This window comes from Micromonospora zingiberis (genome assembly GCF_004331455.1).
Classification (GTDB): Bacteria; Actinomycetota; Actinomycetes; order Mycobacteriales; family Micromonosporaceae; genus Micromonospora; species Micromonospora zingiberis.
In genome coordinates this window covers 1-17,599 of record NZ_SJJR01000015.1, presented here as the reverse complement: position 1 = coordinate 17,599, position 17,599 = coordinate 1, and the positions used below count along the sequence as shown (strand labels likewise).

The window sequence follows — 17,599 nt, the reverse complement described above, 5'->3', positions numbered from 1 at the left end:
CGATCTTGCACTTTGTGTCGCCCTTATGCAGCTTTTGTCCCGCTATGTGGAGACCAAAAGTGCAAGATCGACGCGATCGGGGGTGGGGGGTGGGGGGTGGGGTGGGGGGGTTAGGAGCCGGAGGTTACGCGGTAGGCGTCGAAGACGCCGTCTACCTTGCGGACGGCGGCGAGCAGGTGGCCCAGGTGTTTGGGGTCGGCCATCTCGAAGCTGAACCGGCTGACCGCCACCCGGTCGCGGGTGGTGGTGACGGTGGCGGAGAGGATGTTGACCCGCTCGTCGGAGAGCACCCGGGTGACGTCGGCGAGCAGCTTGTGCCGGTCGAGTGCCTCCACCTGGATGGCGACCAGGAAGGTCGAGGCGGAGGTGAGCTTCCAGTTCACCTCGACCACCCGCTCGCCCTGGGCGCGCAGGTCCTCGGCGTTGGCGCAGTCGTCGCGGTGCACGCTGACCCCGCCGGAGCGGGTCACGAAGCCGAACACCGAGTCCGGCGGCACCGGGGTGCAGCAGCGGGCCAGTTTGATCCACACGTCGCTGACCCCGCGTACCACCACTCCCGGGTCGTGGCTGGAGGCCCGGCTGCGGGGCGGCCGGGTGGCCACCGCGGTCTCGGCGATGTCCTCGGCCGCGCCCTCCTCGCCGCCGTAGGTGGCCATCAGCTTCTGCACCACCGACTGCGCGGAGACCTGGCTGTCGCCGACCGCCGCGTACAGCGACGCCACGTCGGCCAGGTGCAGATCCCGGGCGATCGCCATCAGGTTGTCGGAGGTGAGCATCCGCTGCAGCGGCATGCCCTGCTTGCGCATCGCCTTGACGATCGCGTCCTTGCCCTCCTCGATCGCCTCCTCGCGACGCTCCTTGTTGAAGTACTGCCGGATCTTCGTCCGCGCCCGGGGGCTCTTGACGAAGCCCAGCCAGTCCTGCGTGGGGCCGGCGGTGTCGGACTTCGAGGTGAAGATCTCGATCACGTCGCCGTTGGACAGCGTCGACTCCAACGGCACCAGCTTGCCGTTGACCCGCGCCCCGATGCACTTGTGCCCCACCTCGGTGTGCACCGCGTACGCGAAGTCCACCGGCGTCGACCCGGTCGGCAACGGGATGACGTCGCCCTTCGGGGTGAAGACGTACACCTCCTGGCTGGACAGGTCGAACCGCAGCGCGTCCAGGAACTCGCTCGGGTCCGCCGCCTCCCGCTGCCAGTCCAGCAGCTGCCGCAGCCAGGTCATCTCGTCGATGTGCGCCGGCGGGCCGACGATCTGGGTGCCCTTCTCCTTGTACTTCCAGTGCGCCGCGATGCCGAACTCCGCCGTACGGTGCATCGCGTACGTGCGGATCTGCATCTCCACCGGCTTACCGGTCGGCCCGATCACCGTGGTGTGCAGCGACTGGTACATGTTGAACTTGGGCATCGCGATGTAGTCCTTGAACCGGCCCGGCACCGGCTGCCAGTTCGCGTGGATGACCCCCAACGCGGCGTAGCAGTCCCGCACCGTGTCGACCAGGATCCGCACACCCACCAGGTCGTAGATGTCGTTGAAGTCCCGACCTCGCACGATCATCTTCTGGTAGATCGAGTAGAGGTGCTTCGGCCGACCCGTGGTCTCCGCCTTGATCTTGGCGGCCTTCAGGTCGGTCTGCACCTTCTGGGTCACCTGCCGCAGCAACGCCTCCCGCTGCGGCTGGTGCTCCCCGATCAGCCGGTTGATCTCCTCGAACCGCTTCGGGAACAACGTCCCGAACGCGAGGTCCTCCAGCTCCCACTTGATCGTGTTCATACCGAGGCGGTGGGCCAGCGGGGCGAGGATCTCCAGCGTCTCCTTCGCCTTCTGCTCCTGCTTGGGGCGGGGCAGGAAGGTCAGCGTACGCATGTTGTGCAGCCGGTCGGCCAGCTTGATCACCAGTACCCGCGGGTCCTTGGCCATCGCCACGACCATCTTGCGGATCGTCTCGGCCTTCGCCGCGTCACCGAGCTTGACCTTGTCCAGCTTGGTGACGCCGTCGACCAGCAGGGCGACCTCGCCGCCGAAGTCCGTGCGCATCTGGTCGAGGGTGTACTCGGTGTCCTCGATGGTGTCGTGCAGCAGCGCGGCGACCAGGGTGGTGGTGTCCATGCCCAGGTTGGCGAGGATGGTCGCCACCGCGAGCGGGTGGGTGATGTACGGGTCACCGGACTTGCGGTACTGGCCGGAGTGCCAGCGTGCCGCCGTGTCGAAGGCGCGCTGCAACAGCCGGGCGTCAGCCTTGGGGTGATTCTCCCGGTGTGACGAGATCAGCGGCTCCAGTACCTCGCTGACCTGCGAAGACTGCCAGGGCGCGTTGAACCGGGCCAGCCGCGCCCGGACCCGGCGCCCAGTGGGGGCGTTGGACAGCCCGAAGCCACTGCTCGGTGCGGAGTCAAGGGCGGTCTCGGCGGGTACGACCTCGGCACCGACGGCCGTACGAGCCACCTCGCCGCTGGGCAGCACCGTGCCGGTTCCGCCGCCCGGCGCCGCAGCGGCGCTGTTGCGATCGGTCACCGAGCCGTCCGCGTCGCCTGTCGGGTGCACCGTGCCCTCCACCGGAGGGGCGACATCGTGGGACACCGGCCTCCTCACCGCTCGCCGGAAGTGAACCGACCGTGCGCCGGCCGGCCTGGTCTCGTGCCGACCGGACGGGTAACCGTCCGCTCAGCAATGGGCAATGCTACCCGCCCCGGAGGTGCCCTGCCGCTCCGCCGGACGGACCGTGCCCACTCCGCCCGGTGGCGGTGTCGTCTCAAACGGTCAACAGGGCATGTACGGGACGCGGAGCCAGCCGCTCCCGCCCCTTGAGGAAGGACAACTCCAGCAGCACGGTGAACCCGGCGACGGTGCCGCCGGCCCGCTCGACCAGATCCAGGGTCGCCGCCGCGGTGCCCCCGGTCGCCAGCACGTCGTCCACCACCAGCACCCGGTGGCCGGCGGTGAAGGCGTCCTGGTGCACCTCCAGCGTGGCCTCGCCGTACTCCAGCGCGTAGGAGGCGGCGTAGGCGGGTCGGGGCAGCTTGCCGGCCTTGCGTACCGGCACCACGCCGACCCCGGTCGCGTACGCGATGGCCGCGGCGACGACGAAGCCGCGCGCCTCGATGCCGACCACGGTGTCGAAGGACTCCCGCCCGTGGTACGCGACGATCCCGTCGATCACGTCCCGGAAGGCGGCGCCGTCGGCGAACAACGGCATGAGGTCCTTGAACATGACGCCAGGCTTGGGGAAGTCGGGCACGTCGAGCACCCGGCTGGCCACCAACCGGGCCACCTCCGGGCCGCTGTCACCCCGTACCCCGCTGCTGTGGGTCTCCGTCACGGCAGTTCCGCTCCCCTTCCACACGACGGCGGCGCCCGGCACGCTGCTCGCACAGCATGCCGGACGCCGCCGGATCAGTTCCTACCGGGTGGCCCCGGTGTCCCTCAGCGTCGCTTTCCGCCGCCCGGACGGTTGCCACCGGGGCGCCCGCCCCGGGCGCCGCCGGACCGCTTGCCCGTGGGCCGGGCACCCACCTTCGGGGCCGCCGCGCCGGCCATGGCCGCGCTGGCCTCCGCCGGCACCGGCTCCTCGTCCCGCTCGGGGTCGGCGGACGGGGCCGCCTTCGCGGTGCTCTCGCTCCGGGTCGCCGCGCCGGCCCGACGCGCCTCCACCCGCTTGTTGTGGGCCTGGATCCGCGGGTCGCGGTTCTTCAGCACCACCAGCAGCGGGGTGGCCAGCAGGATCGAGGTGAGGAACGCCATGCCCATACCGACGAACAGCACCAGACCGAGGTCCTTCAGGGTGCCCGCGCCGAGCAGGCCGGCACCGATGAAGAGGATGCCGCCGACCGGCAGCAGCGCGACCACCGAGGTGTTGACCGAGCGCATCAGGCTCTGGTTGACCGCCAGGTTGGCCGCCTCGCCGTAGGTCTGGTTGTTGTTCGCCGTGATGCCTCTGGAGTTCTCCTGCACCTTGTCGAAGACCACCACCACGTCGTAGAGCGCGAAGCCCAGGATGGTGAGGAACCCGATGATCGTCGACGGGGTCACCTCGAACCCGACGATCGAGTAGATGCCGGCGGTGAGCGCCAGGTTCATCACCAGGGAGAAGATGGCCGCGACCGCCATCTGCCACTCGAAGCGCAGCACCAGGTAGACCGTGACCAGGGCGATGAAGATGACCAGACCGAGCAGGGCCCGGTTGGTCACCTGGCTACCCCAGGCCTCGCTGACCCGGTTGGCGCTGATCTGCTCCGGGGAGAGGCCGAACCGCTCGGCCATGTCGAGCCGGACCGTCTCGGCCTGCTCCGGGTCGAGCTGGGTGGTCCGCAACTCGTAGTACGAGCCGCCGGCTCCACCGACCTGCTGGGCGGTCACCACGTGGGCACCTGCGGTGTTCAGCGACTGAGCTGCGGTGGTCTCCGCATCGTCCATGGTGCCGACGCTGGTGGGAATCTGGAACGAGTTGCCACCGGCGAACTCGATGCCCGGGTTGAACCCCTTGATGAGGACGCTGCCCAGCGCGATCAGCACCAGGACGGCGGCCACGGTGAACCACATCTTGCGCCGGCCGACGATGTTGAGGCCGGCCTCGCCCCGGTAGAGGCGGCTTGCCAGAGTGTTCTCAGCAGCCATCTCAGGCCTCCTTGACACGCGGGTTGCGGGACTGGGCCTGCTCAGACCTGGCCGGCAACACCCGGCCGAGACCACTGACCCGCGGGGACAGGAACGCCCGGCTCCGGGCGAGCATCGTCATCATCGGGTGCCGGAAGAGGAAGACCACGACCAGGTCGAGCACCGTGGCCAGACCGAGGGCGAAGGCGAAGCCCTTGACCGTACCGACCGAGACGACGTAGAGCACCACCGCCGACAGGATGGTGATGGCGTTCGCCGAGATGATCGTCCGGCGGGCCCGGACCCAGGCCCGGGAGACCGCGCTGCGCGGGCTGCGACCCTCGCGGATCTCGTCCTTGAGGCGTTCGAAATAGATGACGAACGAGTCTGCCGCCACACCGAGCGAGACGATGATGCCGGCGATACCGGCGAGGGTGAGCGTGAAGCCGATCTGCCGGCCGAGCACCACCAGGGCGCCGAAGAGCAGCATCGCCGACAGCACCAGGCTCGCGAAGATCACCGTGCCGAGCAGTCGGTAGTAGAAGAACGAGTAGATGATGACCAGCAGCATGCCGACACCGGCCGCGAGCAGGCCGGCCCGCAGGTGGCTGGCGCCCAGGGTGGCGGTGACGTTCTGCGACTCCTGCGCCTCGAAGGTGACCGGCAGGGCGCCGTAGTTCAGGTAGCCGGCCAGCTCGCTGGCCTCGGCGTTGCTGAAGTTGCCGGTGATCTGGGAGTTGCCGGTGAGCACGCCCTGGATCTGCGGCGACGAGATGATCTTGTTGTCCAGCACCACGGCGACCCGGCACTTGCCCTCGTCGCCGAGCGCGGAGGCGTCACACGCCTGGCCCTCGTTGTTGAATGCCTCGCGGGTCAGCCCGGTCCAGTTCTCCTGGCCGTTGCGGGTGAAGTTCAGGCTGACCACCCACTGGCTGGTCTGGTCGCGTACCGCGCTGGCCGAGTCGACGTCGGTGCCGAGCACCTTCGCCACGTCCAGCAGGTTCTTGGCGTAGCCACCCTCACAGGAGACGACCTGCTGCTTCGGGTCGGAGATGGAGGCCGGCGGCCGGTCGTCGAGCTGGACGCAACCGATGGTCGGCACGTTGAACTGCATCTGGGCGGGCAGCACCGCGACCTCGCGGCCGGTCAGCTCGGCGAACGGCTTGAGCTTCTCGGCCAGCGTCGGGTCGGCGGTCAGGTCGGCCGGCGCCTGCAACGCGTTCGCGGCGGCCCAAGCCTCCGCGCCGACCTTCTCCTCGACGGCCTTGCGCTGCTCCTCGATGCCCTGCGGAACCGGCTCCTCGCTCGCGCTCGGCGACGGCGCGGCGCTCGGGCTCTGCGACGGCGTCGGGGTCGGCGCCCCGCCACCCTGCCCGCCCGCCGACGGCGACGCGCTGGCCTCGGCGTTCGGGGTGGGGCTGGCGCTGCCGGTCGGGCTCGGCGTGGGCGTCGGCGCGGCGGAGCCGGTCGGGCTCGGCGCCGGCGACGGGATCGCGCCGCTGCCGTCGGCGATCTTCAGGACCTTGCGGAAGCGCAGCTCGGCGGCGTTACCGATCTCGGTCAGGTCGCGGTTCTCGCCGGGCAGGGAGACGACGATGTTGCGGTCGCCCTCGGTGACCACCTCGGCCTCGGCCACACCGTACGCGTTGACCCGGCTCTCGATGATCTGGCGGGCCTGTTCGAGGTTCGCCGCCGTCGGAGCCCGGCCGTCGAGGGTGTTCGTCGCCTCCAGCGTGAGCCGGGTACCACCGACCAGGTCAAGACCGAGGCGGGGTTCGAGCCGGTCCTTCCAGCCACCGCTGGCACCGCCCGAGAAGAACACCAAAAGATAGAGGACGACGAGGATGCCGCCCAGTACGGCCAACTGCCGTCCCGGGCGCATCTGTCCCTGAGGTGGTGCCACGGCTGTCCTGTCTCCCTGTACGGTCGCGCCGCCGCGGGCGCGACGGCGGGTCGGTCGGTTCTCCGGCCGACGATCTGCCTTCCGACGGCGCCCGGGGCTGACGCCGCCGCCTCGGGTGGTCAACGCGGGCGCGTGGACCGGACCGAACCGGCGCGCCGACGCCCGGCGTCGGCCTTCTATCCAGTTGTTCCACCGCCGCGTCGGCGCTCACCCGCCGGGGACGCGTGCGGGCGATACCCACCCGGTTGCCACCGGCGTACCAGTGGACCGGGTGGGCGCGGTGCTCATTCCTTGACGACGTCGCTTTCCTCGGCCACCGGCTCGGTGGGACGCTCTGCCTTGGTCACCACGCGGGCGATCGCCGGCCGGGCGTAACGGGTCTGCACTCCGGGGGCGACCTCGAGCAGGACGCTGTCGTCCTCGACACCAGAGACCGTGCCGTACAGTCCGCCGATGGTGACCACCTCGTCGCCAACGGAGAGACCGGACTGCATCGACTCGGCCTCGCGGCGGCGCTTCTGCTGGGGGCGGATCATCATGAAGTACATGACGCCGAAGAGCAGCGCGATCATGAGGATCGGCGTGAAGCCGCCCGCTCCGCCGCCTTCTGCTGCGTGAAACACGGTTGTCGACCTTCCCATTGGCCCCAGCTCGGCGCTTGGCGCCGGAGCGGAGGCGGATTTTCACATCCTGTACAGACCGCGGCGAGTCTAGTCGCTGTATCTGGGAACGCCGAATGCGGCACAGATCACGAACAGATCACGGCTCGGCGCTGTCCACCGAAAACAGATCAGGCACGGTCGGCGCTTCGGACGCAAATGTACCATTTGGCGGCGTACGGCCCAGGTGCCGCCAGGCGGCCTCCGTCGCCACCCGGCCCCGTGGCGTACGGGCCAGCAGCCCCGCCCGCACCAGGAACGGCTCGCACACCTCCTCGACCGTGTCCGGCTGCTCCCCCACCGCCACCGCGAGGGTGGACAGGCCGACCGGGCCACCCCGGAACGAGTCGACCAGCGCGCGGAGCACCGCCCGGTCGAGCCGGTCCAGCCCGAGCGCGTCGACGTCGTACACGGTCAGCGCCGCACGGGCGGTCTCGACGCTGACCACACCGTCGGCGCGAACCTCGGCGAAGTCACGCACCCGGCGCAGCAGGCGGTTGGCGATCCGGGGGGTGCCCCGGGACCGGCCGGCGATCTCCGCCGCGCCGTCGTCGGTGATCGGCACCCCGAGAATGCGCGCCGAGCGGTGCAGCAGCGTCTCCAGGTCGGCCGGAGAGTAGAAATCCAGGTGGGCGACGAAACCGAACCGGTCGCGCATCGGGCCGGTCAGCAGACCCGACCGGGTGGTCGCGCCGACCAGGGTGAACGGCTCGACGTCCAGTGGGATGGCGGTGGCGCCCGGGCCCTTGCCGACCACCACGTCGACCCGGAAGTCCTCCATCGCGCTGTAGAGCAGCTCCTCCGCCGGCTTGGCGATGCGGTGGATCTCGTCGATGAACAGCACGTCGCCCTCGGCGAGGCTGGTCAGGATCGCGGCCAGGTCACCGGAGCGCTCGATGGCGGGGCCGCTGGTCACCCGGATCCCCGCGCCCAGCTCGGCGGCGACGATGTTGGCCAGGGTGGTCTTCCCGAGGCCCGGCGGCCCCGACAGCAGGATGTGGTCGGGCGGCGAGCCGCGCCGCATCGCCCCCTGCAACAGCAGGTCGAGCTGGTCGCGGACCCGGTGCTGGGCGATGAACTCGTCCAGCCGCTTCGGGCGGACGCTGACCTCCGCGTCCCGCTCCGCCTCGTTGGCGTACGCCGAGACCAGCCCGCCGTCGGTGCCGGTCACGGGATCCTCTTCATTCGCGACTGCGGGGCTCGCAAACCCGGCTCACTCCTCGCGCTCATCGGGTCCGGCCCAGCAGCCGGATGGCCTGCTTGAGCAGCACCGGCACCGGCGGTGGCGCGCCGTCGACGGACTCCGCGACCGCGGCGACCGCCTGGTCGGCCTGACCCGCCGTCCAGCCGAGCCCGATCAACGCCTGGCGGACCTGCTCCGGCCAGGCGCCACCGGTGACCCCGGCCGCGCCGTCGGCGCCGACGGCGACCGGGCCGATCCGGTCACGCAGCTCCAGCACCAGCCGCTCGGCACCCTTCTTGCCGATGCCGGGTACCCGGGTCAACGCCGCGGTGTCGGCGTTGGCGATCGCCTTGCGTACCGCGTCGGGGGTGTGCACGGCGAGCACCGCCTGGGCCAGGCGTGGCCCGACCCCGCTCGCGGTCTGCAACAGCTCGAACAGTGACTTCGCGTCGTCGTCGGCGAAGCCGTAGAGGGTGAGCGAGTCCTCCCGGACGACCAGGCTGGTGGCCAGCCGGGCCGGCTGACCGATCCGCAGGTCGGCGATGGTGCCGGGGGCACACTGCACGGCCAGGCCCACCCCGCCGACCTCGATCACCGCATGGTCCGGGCCGGTGGCGGTCACCACGCCACGCACACTGGCGATCATCTCGCTCCTCCTCGTCTCACCCGGTCCGCGGCGGCGGCCAGCTTCGAACGCGTACCACCACGCCAGACGTGGCAGATGGCCAGCGCGAGGGCGTCCGCGGCGTCGGCCGGACGCGGCGGCTCGGACAGCCGCAGCAGCCGGGTGACCATCGCGGTCATCTGCGCCTTGTCCGCCTGGCCGGAACCGGTCACCGCCGCCTTCACCTCGCTCGGGGTGTACGTCTGCACGGGCAGCCCGGCACGGGCCCCGGCGAGCACGGCGATCCCGCTGGCCTGGGCGGTGCCCATCACCGTACGCACGTTGTGCTGGCTGAACACCCGCTCCACGGCCACGCTGTCCGGCCGGTGCTCGGCGACCAGCTCGGTGAGCGAGCGGTCCAGGTGCAGCAGGCGGGCCGGCAGCTCGTCGGCCGGGTCGGTGTAGACCACGTAGTAGGCGACCAGCGTGCAGGGACGCCCAGGCACCCCCTCGACCACGCCGACGCCGCACCGGGTCAGCCCTGGGTCGACGCCGAGCACCCGCACGCCTCCCCCTCCCAGCCACGAGCAGTACGTGTGTTCGACACCCTACCGATGCCGCCGTACGGCCGCGCCCGGGGACACGCCCGGCGGGGCGGCATCGCTCCCACGCCGGCTGACGTCAACGGCGACAGGATGTCGCCCGCGACCACACCATCGCGCAGGAGTATGTGCCGCGACGCCATGTGCGCCCGTCCACACAGCTCGTAGTTTCATGCGCCATGACGGCAGAACCCGTGGCGGTCCCCCACGTCGTGAACGTCGACCTCGCTGGCCGCACCGCGCTGGTGACCGGTGGCGGCAGCGGCATCGGCCGGGCCTGCGCCCTACGGTTGGCCGCGGCCGGCGCCACCGTACTGGTGGTCGACCGCAACGTCGAGTCGGCCAAGCTGGTGGCCGCCGAGGCCGGCGGCCACGCCATCGGGGTGGATCTTGCCGACGTCGCCGCGGTGGACCGGCTCGACGCCGACGTGGACATCGTGGTCAACAACGCCGGCCTGCAGCACGTCGCCCCGGTCCAGGAGTTCCCCGTCGAACGCTTCGAGTACATCCAGCGGGTCATGGTGGAGGCGCCGTTCCTGCTGATCCGGCGGGCGTTGCCGCACATGTACGCGCGCCGTTGGGGCCGGATCGTCAACATCTCCTCGGTGCACGGGCTACGCGCCTCGCCCTACAAGGCGGCGTACGTCGCGGCGAAACACGCGCTGGAAGGGCTCTCCAAGGTGGTGGCCCTGGAGGGCGCGGCGCACGGCGTCACCGCCAACTGCATCAACCCGGCGTACGTGCGCACCGCTCTGGTGGAGAGCCAGATCGCCGACCAGGCGGCCACCCACGGCATCCCCGAGAGCGAGGTGATCGAGAAGATCATGCTGGTCCGGGCGGCCGTCAAACGCCTCATCGAGCCGGACGAGGTGGCCGAACTGATGGCCTACCTCTGCTCACCACCGGCGGCCTTCCTCACCGGCGCCTCGATCGCGCTCGACGGGGGCTGGACGGCGAACTAGTGGCACCCCGCACAATGTCGGTCATGTCGTCGCCGGTGGAGTTCCTGGAACTACTCGCCCGGGAAGCCGCCGCGGTCGAGTTCGAGGGGCCACTGGTCGCCGCCCGCTCGGCCGGGCTCCCGGCCGACCGGATCGCCGAGATCGAACAGGCCAAGACCGTCGCGCTGCGGGTCCGCGCGCTGCTGGAGCGCCGCCGCCGCCGGGAGAGCGAACTCTCCGGCCTGTACGACACGGTCAGCGACCTGGCCGGGCTGCGTGACCTGGACGACGTACTGCGGGCGATCGTGCACCGGGCCCGGCACCTGCTCGGCGCCGACGTCGCCTACATGACGCTCAACGACGCCGAGCGCGGCGACACCTACATGCGGGTCACCGACGGCTCGGTCTCGGCCCGGTTCCAGCGACTGCGGCTGCCGATGGGTGCCGGACTGGGTGGCCTGGTGGCCCAGTCGGGCGCCCCGTACGTGACCGCGAACTACCCGCAGGACGACCGGTTCCACCACACCCGGGAGATCGACGCCGGGGTGGGCGAGGAGGGGCTGGTGGCCATCCTCGGGGTGCCGCTACGGCTCGGCTCCACCAGCATCGGCGTGCTCTACGCGGCGAACCGTTCGGCCCGGCCGTTCGCCCGTGAGGAGGTGGCGCTGCTGCTCTCGCTGGCCGCGCACGCCGCGGTGGCGATCGACACCGCGCGGCTGCTGGCCGAGACCCGGGCGGCGTTGGCGGAACTGTCGGCGGCCAACACCACCATCCGGGCGCACAGCACCTCGGTCGAGCGCGCGGCGTCGGCCCACGACCGGATGACCGCGCTGGTGCTGCGCGGCGGCGGGGTGGAGGACGTGACGGCGGCGGTCACCGAGGTGCTGGGTGGGGCGCTGCTGGCACTGGACACCGAGGGCCGGCTACTGGCCCGGGTCGGCGAGATCGACGAGCCGGACCGGGCCGACATCGTCGAGGCGGTGGCCGCGTCCCGGACCGAGGGACGCAGCGTACGCCGGGGTGAGTTGTGGTACGCCGCCGTGGTGGCCGGGGCGGAGAACCTGGGCGCGCTGGTGCTGCACCCCGAGGGGGAACTGGCCGACGCCGATCAGCGAATCCTGGAGCGGGCCGCGCTGGTGACGGCGTTGTTGCTGCTGTTCCGGCGGACCGTCGCCGAGGCGGAGGGCCGGGTCCGGGGCGAACTGCTCGACGATCTGATCGCCCGGCCGTTGCGGGACACCGAGGCGCTGCGCAGCCGCGCCCGCCGCCTCGGCGTGGACCTGGACGCCCCACACGTACTGGTGGCGGTCGGCGACGACGCGATCGCGGCCACCGGCTCGGCCCGTCAGCGGGTGCTCTCCTGGGCCACCACGTACGCCTCGACCCGGGGCGGGCTGGCAGCGGCGCGCGACGGGCGGGTGGTGCTGATGCTGCCCGGCCAGGAGGCCGGTGGCAGCGCCCGGGCGGTGGCGCGGGATCTGTCCCGGGTCACCGGACGGCCGGTGACCGCCGGGGCGAGCGGCCCGTGTACCGGGCCGACGTCGCTGGCCACCGCCTTCCAGGAGGCCGACCGCTGCCTGACCGCGCTGGGTGCCCTGGGCCGCGCCGGGCAGGGCGCGAGCACGGCCGAGCTGGGCTTCGTCGGGCTGCTGCTGGGCACGGTCTCCGGCGGCGGCGACACGGACGTGAGCCGGTTTCTCGCCACCACCATCGGCCCGGTCGTCGACTACGACGCCCGCCGGGGCACCGCCCTGGTGCGCACCCTGGAGGCATACTTCGGGGTGGGTGGCAGCCTGGCTCGGGCCGCCGAGTTGCTGCACGTACACGTCAACACGGTGACCCAGCGGCTGGAGCGGGTCGGGCAGCTGCTCGACGCGGACTGGCAGAAGCCCGAGCGGGCCCTGGAGGTGCAGCTGGCCCTGCGGCTGCACCGCCTGCGTACCCCCGCCGACTGAGCCGCCCCGACGGAGACCGGGCCGGTCAGCCCCACCAGAACAGCGAGCCGAGCACCGTGTAGAGGGCGACCAGCGCCAGCCCTTCGAGGTGGTTCACCGTGCCGTCGATGGTCACGAAGACGACCAGCAGCGCCGCGACGATGACCGCGACGATCTGCAACGGCGGGAAGATCAGGGTGAACTCCCCGGCGCCGAGCAGCGGGGCGATGAGGGTCAGTACCGGGGCGAGCATCAGCGCGACCTGGAGGGCGCCCTCCATGGTGATGGCGGTCGCGGTGTCGGCGTCGCCCCGGAGACTGAGCTGGACCGCCGGGACGAGTTGCGACAGGTTGCCGACGGTGGCCACCAGGAACAGACCGACGAAGGCGGCATTGAGGTTCATCGCCTCGGTCGCCGGCAACAGGGCGTCCATCAGCCAGTCCGCTTCGAAGGCGATGAGCAGCCCGGCCGCGCCGACCACGAGGAGCACCCGCGGCAGCGGCCAGGTGCCCACCTTGGCCTCACCCGCACCGTTGTGCACCGGCGGGGGCGCGTCGGCGTTCTTGCCGAGCCGGAACGGCAGGGCCACCACGAAGACGACCAGCAGGGCGATCGCCACCACGTAGGAGACGGCGTTGGTGTGCTGGGCGGCGGGGGTGCCGAGGTTGACCGCGATCGCCGGGGTGATGAGCGTGGCCATCAGGAGCACCAGCATCACCCGGGTGACCTTGGCGTGCCGACCGTCGATGGTCATCGTCCCGTTGCGCAGCCCGCCGGTCAGGTACGCCAGCCCGTTGCCGAGCAGCAGCAGGTTGAGCACCGATCCGATCAACGCCGCCTGCACCACGGTGATCAGACCGGCGCGCAGGGCGAAGATGCAGATGATGAGCTCGGGCAGGTTGCCGACCACTGCCTGGAAGGTGCCGATGGCGGCCGGGCGCATCCGGCCGCCGAGTTGGTCCAGCGCCCGGCCGAGCACGGCGGAGGCGAGGGTGATCGCGGCCAACGTGCCGAAGAAGCGCAGCACCGGCGGCGCACCGGTGAAGTGGGCGACGGCGGCGAGCAGCGCGGCGACGACGGTGAGGCACCACAACAGCACGTCGACCATGCGGCCGATGTCGCGGCGCCAGCGGGTCGCCTCGGACACCAGGGCCAGCATGATCAATAGCCTATGTCGGGACCCGCGTCACGCCAAGATCCCCGACCGGGAGACCACCGCCGGCCCCGCGCGACGCCGACGCGGCACCATCGGCCCGCGCCGCCCGCCCTCGGGCTGCGCGGGGCAGGCCAATCGGCGCGTCAGTGCGCGTGGCGCGGACCGCGCCGGGTGGTCAGTGCTCGCCGTAGTGCTGCCGGGTCTCCCTGATCGCCTCCTCGGCCGCGGCGCGCTCCTGCACCGTGACGCCCCGCTTGGCGGCCATCCGCGCCCGCAGCAACTCCACCACGATCGGCAGCACCGAGATCACCACGATGGCGATCAGGATGTACTCGATGTTCGTCTTGACGAACGGGATCTGGCCGAGGAAGTAGCCCAGCACGGTCACGCCGGTGCCCCAGAGGATGCCGCCGACGACGTTGTAGATGACGAAGGTGCGGTAGTTCATCCGGCTCACCCCCGCCACGATCGGGGTGAACGTCCGGACGATCGGCACGAACCGGGCCAGCACGATGGACCGGGCGCCGTATTTCTCGAAGAAGTCGTGTGCCTTGAGCAGGTTCTCCTGCTTGAACAGCCGCGAGTTCGGCCGCCGGAACAGCGCCGGGCCGACCTTGCGGCCGAACAGGTAGCCGACCTGGTCACCGGCGATCGCGGCGATGGTGATGAGCAGGCACACCAGCCACAGCGGGTACTTGAGGTACTGGCCGTCGGCGACGAGCAGCCCGGTGGTGAACAGCAGCGAGTCACCCGGCAGGAAGAACCCGATCAGCAGCCCGGACTCGGCGAAGACGATCACCAGGATGCCGATCAACCCGAACGTGGAGATCAGCCACTCAGGATCGAGCCAGTCCGGCCCGAGAGCCAGGGTGGTAGTGATGGGCGTCGACACAGGGACCTCCGATGACCGCGGCAATTGTCCCGACTACCGCGGGACGCCCGTAGTCTAGGCGGTGTCCAGGAGCGTTGGCGGTGTCGCGGCGAGGTTCACGCCGACCCAGATCGGCCCGGCGCCCGACATCGGCCCACGTCGATCCCGACGCCTCCGCCTGCCCCGGCCGCGCGCCCGTCGGCAACCGGGGCGCGGGAGTTGCGCCTCAGCCGGCGCGGATGCCGGTCAGCACCTGGTCGACGACCCGCGCGGGGAGCGTCGTCACGTCCAGGTCGGGGTTCCAGTTCATCACCCGCTGGATGAGCATCGGGCCGGTGAGCATCGCCATGGTCACCTCGATGTCGAGGTCGGCGCGGAGTTCGCCGTCGCGGATGCCGCGCCGCAGCACCTCGCGCAGCACCGCCCGGCGGGGCTCGACGATGCTCTGGTAGAGCGCGTAGTGCTCGGGATTGCGTTTCACCTCGGGCACCAGGCAGGGCATGATCTTCGCCGCCCGGGGGTCGACGTTGTGCCCGATCGCGCCGACCAGCGTGATCAGGTCCTCTCGGACCGACCGGCCGGCCGGCTGCGGCGGACTGCCCTTGAGGGTACGCAGCGCGTCGTGCAACAGCGCGTCCTTGCCCGGCCAGCGACGGTAGATGGTGGCCTTGCCGACCCCGGCCCGCGCGGCGATCGCCTCCACCGAGATCGCCTCGATCGTGCTGCCCTCGGCGAGGAGGTCCAGCGTGGCCTCGATGATCGCTTCGGCCGCGCGGACGCTCCGCGGCCGACCGGGCGGCCGGGGAGCCTCTGCCGTGCTAGTCATGCCCGCATTGTCCCCGACGTTATGCGGCACCGGCCATCTCGGGTTCACCGACCACTGGCGGCACGGCGGAGTCGCGCCGTCCGGGCATCCAGCGCAGCGCCACCAGGACGCCGCCCGCGGCGACCAGCGCGGCCAGCGCCGCCGACCAGTGCATCGCCGAGACGAAGGCGTCGTTGGCCGCCGCGATCAGCTGCGGCGCCGCCGGCCCGAGCTGCCCGGCGGTGGCGTACGCACCGGAGATCGACTCACCGGCCGCCTCGCGGGCTCCCGGTGGCAGGTCGGCCAGGGCCGGGTCGATGCCGTTGCGGTAGCCCGCGGCCAGCACCGAACCGAGCACCGCCACGCCGAGTGCGGCGGCGACCTGCCGGATGGTGTTGCTGACCGCCGAGCCGACGCCGGCCTTCTCCCGGGGCAGCGCCGACATGATCGACTCGGTGGCCGGCGGCATGATGTTGGCCATCCCGGCGCCCTGCAGGAAGAAGCAGACCAGCACCACCCAGACGGGTGTGACCGCGTCGACGAAGGCGAACGCGCCGAGCCCCACGGCGGTCAGTCCCAGCCCCACCATCGATACCGCGCGGGCACCGTACCGGCGCACCATGGTGGCGCTGCGCGGGGCGAAGACCAGTTGGGCGACGGCGAAGGGCAGGAAGAGCAGGCCGGTCTCCAGCGGGCTGTAGCCGCGCACCAGTTGCAGGTAGAACGAGCTGAAGAACATCACGCCCATGGCGGCGAAGAAGACCAGCCCGATCATCGCCACCGGCGCGGCGAAGTGCGGCAGCCGGAACAGCCGTACGTCCAGTGACGGGTGGCTGCTGCGCCGCTCGTAGGCCACGAACCAGGCCAGCACCCCGAGTCCGCCGACGACGGCGACCCAGACCAGCGGCCGACCGAAGCCGTGTTCGCCACCGTCGATGATGCCGTAGGTCAGGGTGACCAGACCGACCACCGAGAGCAGTACGCCGAACGCGTCGATCCGACCCGGGGCCGGATCCCGCGACTCGGGCACCAGCAGCGCCACCAGGACCACGCCGAGCGCGACGACCGGCACGTTGATCAGGAAGACCGAGCCCCACCAGTAGTGCTCCAGCAGCAGGCCACCGAGGACCGGGCCGATCGCCACCGCCAACCCGACCGCGCCGGCCCAGATCCCGATGGCCCGCCCCCGTTCACGCGGGTCGAAGACGTTGGAGATGATCGACAGGGTGGCCGGCATGATGGCCGCGCCGCCGACCCCCATCAGCGCGCGGGCCGCGATCAGCTGGCCGGGGCTCTGCGCGTACGCGGAGACCAGCGACGCCAGGCCGAACAGCACCAGGCCGATGAGCAGCATGCGCCGCCGGCCGGCGCGGTCACCGAGCACGCCGAAGGTGAACAGCAGCCCGGCGAAGACCAGCGTGTAGGAGTTGATCGACCATTCCAGTTCGCCCTGGCTGGCCCCGAGACCGTGCACCGGGTCGGCGAGCGTACGCAGCGCGACGTTGAGAATGGTGTTGTCGAGGACGACCACGAGCAGGCTGATCACCAGCACCCCGAGGATCGCCCACCTCCTCGGGTGTCCGGTGTTCTCGTTCGGCGGCATCTCCGCGCACCCCCCGGCGTTTCGATACGGTCCCGTCCGTAATCGAATCTGAGCGTAGGCCCGGCATTAACGATACGGAACTGTTTCGTATCGTCTGTGATCCCGGTCACCGCCAGCGGGGGTTCGGCGCGAGGCGAGTCGCCCCCGCTGGGCGTGTCTGCCGGTGTGCCCGTCTGGGGTCGATGTCCGCTATGCGGCGCAGGTCGGTGGGGCGTGGACGGAATCTTCGGCAGGTGGGTGGCGTTGTAACCGGGTGGCTGACGAAGGCAGACCGCCCGCGACGGTGATCCGCTGACGGAGCCGGGCTGCCCCACGCGACGGGCTGACGGAGCCGGGGCCGCCCCGCGACGGTGTCCTTCGCACGGCCGAGGACGAGCCACCGCGCCGGAGACGCCCCCTGGCGGTCCCCGGAATGCGCCGCCCCGCCCGGTCGTTATACCTGGACCCGGCGCCGCGACGAGCGCCTTGGTGCCTCGCGGATCCGATCCGGCCACCTCCCGCGCCGCGCCTCGTGAACCCGGGCGAATCCCCTGATCTTCTTCGCGCCACCCCGGCGCGTACCTGCGCGCCCTCTCCCCCGACCGGGCGCGCCACCTCACCCCCGAATGGAGCTTGATCATGAACACCATGCTGCGTAAGAGCGTGCTCGCCATCGCCGGTCTGACCGTCGCCGGTGGCCTCGCCGCCGGCCCGCTGAACCACACCACCACCGATCCGGCACCGGTCAACCCCATCGCCGCCGC

General features: G+C 71.2%; 14 protein-coding genes. 2 read left to right on the top strand and 12 right to left on the bottom strand.

Features of this window, described 5'->3' with window-relative positions; genetic code table 11:
- Positions 1-110: 110 nt before the first annotated feature.
- The 8 genes from E0H26_RS20295 to ruvC form a co-directional block, all read right to left on the bottom strand.
- Positions 111-2,582 carry a RelA/SpoT family protein gene (locus tag E0H26_RS20295; protein WP_131306018.1) on the bottom strand — a complete coding sequence of 824 codons (2,472 nt, stop codon included), beginning with the start codon at positions 2,580-2,582 and terminating at the stop codon, positions 111-113.
- 172 nt (positions 2,583-2,754) lie between these two features.
- Positions 2,755-3,321: an adenine phosphoribosyltransferase gene (locus E0H26_RS20290; protein WP_131306015.1), complete on the bottom strand. Its 567-nt coding sequence runs from the start codon at positions 3,319-3,321 to the stop codon at positions 2,755-2,757.
- Positions 3,322-3,425: 104 nt separating this feature from the next.
- Complete coding sequence (secF, locus tag E0H26_RS20285; RefSeq protein WP_131306012.1) at positions 3,426-4,616, bottom strand: protein translocase subunit SecF; 1,191 nt, start codon at positions 4,614-4,616, stop codon at positions 3,426-3,428.
- 1 nt (position 4,617) lies between these two features.
- Positions 4,618-6,498 carry a protein translocase subunit SecD gene (gene secD / locus E0H26_RS20280; protein ID WP_206025265.1) on the bottom strand — a complete coding sequence of 627 codons (1,881 nt, stop codon included), beginning with the start codon at positions 6,496-6,498 and terminating at the stop codon, positions 4,618-4,620.
- 284 nt (positions 6,499-6,782) lie between these two features.
- Positions 6,783-7,121 (bottom strand): preprotein translocase subunit YajC, encoded by a 339-nt coding sequence (yajC, locus tag E0H26_RS20275; RefSeq protein ID WP_206025262.1) that lies wholly within the window; start codon positions 7,119-7,121, stop codon positions 6,783-6,785.
- Between the two features lie 136 nt (positions 7,122-7,257).
- Entirely contained in the window at positions 7,258-8,328 is a 1,071-nt protein-coding gene (gene ruvB / locus E0H26_RS20270) for a Holliday junction branch migration DNA helicase RuvB (RefSeq protein ID WP_131306006.1), read from the bottom strand.
- Between the two features lie 55 nt (positions 8,329-8,383).
- Positions 8,384-8,986 (bottom strand): Holliday junction branch migration protein RuvA, encoded by a 603-nt coding sequence (gene ruvA, locus E0H26_RS20265; protein ID WP_131306003.1) that lies wholly within the window; start codon positions 8,984-8,986, stop codon positions 8,384-8,386.
- On the bottom strand, positions 8,983-9,510 hold the full coding sequence (ruvC, locus tag E0H26_RS20260; RefSeq protein WP_131306000.1) for a crossover junction endodeoxyribonuclease RuvC: 528 nt from the start codon (positions 9,508-9,510) through the stop codon (positions 8,983-8,985). The genes ruvA and ruvC overlap by 4 nt, the downstream gene beginning before the upstream one ends.
- A gap of 215 nt (positions 9,511-9,725) precedes the next feature.
- Here ruvC and E0H26_RS20255 point away from each other — a divergent pair, with 215 nt between their 5' ends.
- Both E0H26_RS20255 and E0H26_RS20250 read left to right on the top strand, forming a co-directional pair.
- Entirely contained in the window at positions 9,726-10,508 is a 783-nt protein-coding gene (locus E0H26_RS20255) for a 3-hydroxybutyrate dehydrogenase (RefSeq protein ID WP_131305997.1), read from the top strand.
- Positions 10,509-10,522: 14 nt separating this feature from the next.
- A complete protein-coding gene (locus tag E0H26_RS20250) occupies positions 10,523-12,442 on the top strand; it encodes a helix-turn-helix domain-containing protein (protein WP_131306314.1) in 1,920 nt (639 codons plus the stop codon).
- 25 nt (positions 12,443-12,467) lie between these two features.
- Here E0H26_RS20250 and E0H26_RS20245 read toward each other — a convergent pair whose 3' ends face one another.
- The 4 genes from E0H26_RS20245 to E0H26_RS20230 all read right to left on the bottom strand — a co-directional run bounded on the left by E0H26_RS20245 (position 12,468) and on the right by E0H26_RS20230 (position 16,856).
- Positions 12,468-13,580, bottom strand: coding sequence for a calcium:cation antiporter (locus tag E0H26_RS20245; RefSeq protein WP_131305994.1), 1,113 nt, complete (start codon positions 13,578-13,580; stop codon positions 12,468-12,470).
- A gap of 172 nt (positions 13,581-13,752) precedes the next feature.
- The gene (locus E0H26_RS20240; RefSeq protein WP_131305991.1) at positions 13,753-14,469 is read right to left on the bottom strand and encodes a DedA family protein; all 717 of its coding nucleotides are present in this window, start codon (positions 14,467-14,469) and stop codon (positions 13,753-13,755) included.
- Positions 14,470-14,674: 205 nt separating this feature from the next.
- A complete protein-coding gene (locus E0H26_RS20235) occupies positions 14,675-15,274 on the bottom strand; it encodes a TetR/AcrR family transcriptional regulator (RefSeq protein ID WP_131305988.1) in 600 nt (199 codons plus the stop codon).
- Between the two features lie 19 nt (positions 15,275-15,293).
- On the bottom strand, positions 15,294-16,856 hold the full coding sequence (locus E0H26_RS20230; protein ID WP_131305985.1) for an MFS transporter: 1,563 nt from the start codon (positions 16,854-16,856) through the stop codon (positions 15,294-15,296).
- Positions 16,857-17,599 lie beyond the last annotated feature (743 nt).